1 protein-coding gene is annotated in these 244 nt (G+C 40.2%); it reads right to left on the reverse strand.

Annotated elements, in window-relative coordinates; translation table 11 throughout:
- On the reverse strand, window positions 1-244 hold a 244-nt coding region (locus tag DD649_RS17245; protein ID WP_294109847.1), incomplete at both ends, for an Ig-like domain-containing protein.

Consider the following 244-nt stretch of genomic DNA (forward strand, 5'->3'; position numbering starts at 1 on the left):
TATCCCCAGAGTTAGTAGAATTTCCTAAGGAACCAGAAAGTTCAGGAGCTTTGGTATCAATAGTAATTTGTCCCGTCACCTCCTTCGTATTTCCCGCTGCATCTTTTACTTCAATATGATAATCATGGGTTTTATCAATCAAGGTATCCGTAACAGATATCGTCCATTTACCACTTTTATCAGCCTTCCCTTGATAAGTCGCATTAGCAATCTTAAGCTCGACTAACGCATCAGGCTCTGTTAC

The organism is Providencia sp., assembly GCF_003533305.1.
Lineage (GTDB): Bacteria > Pseudomonadota > Gammaproteobacteria > Enterobacterales > Enterobacteriaceae > Providencia.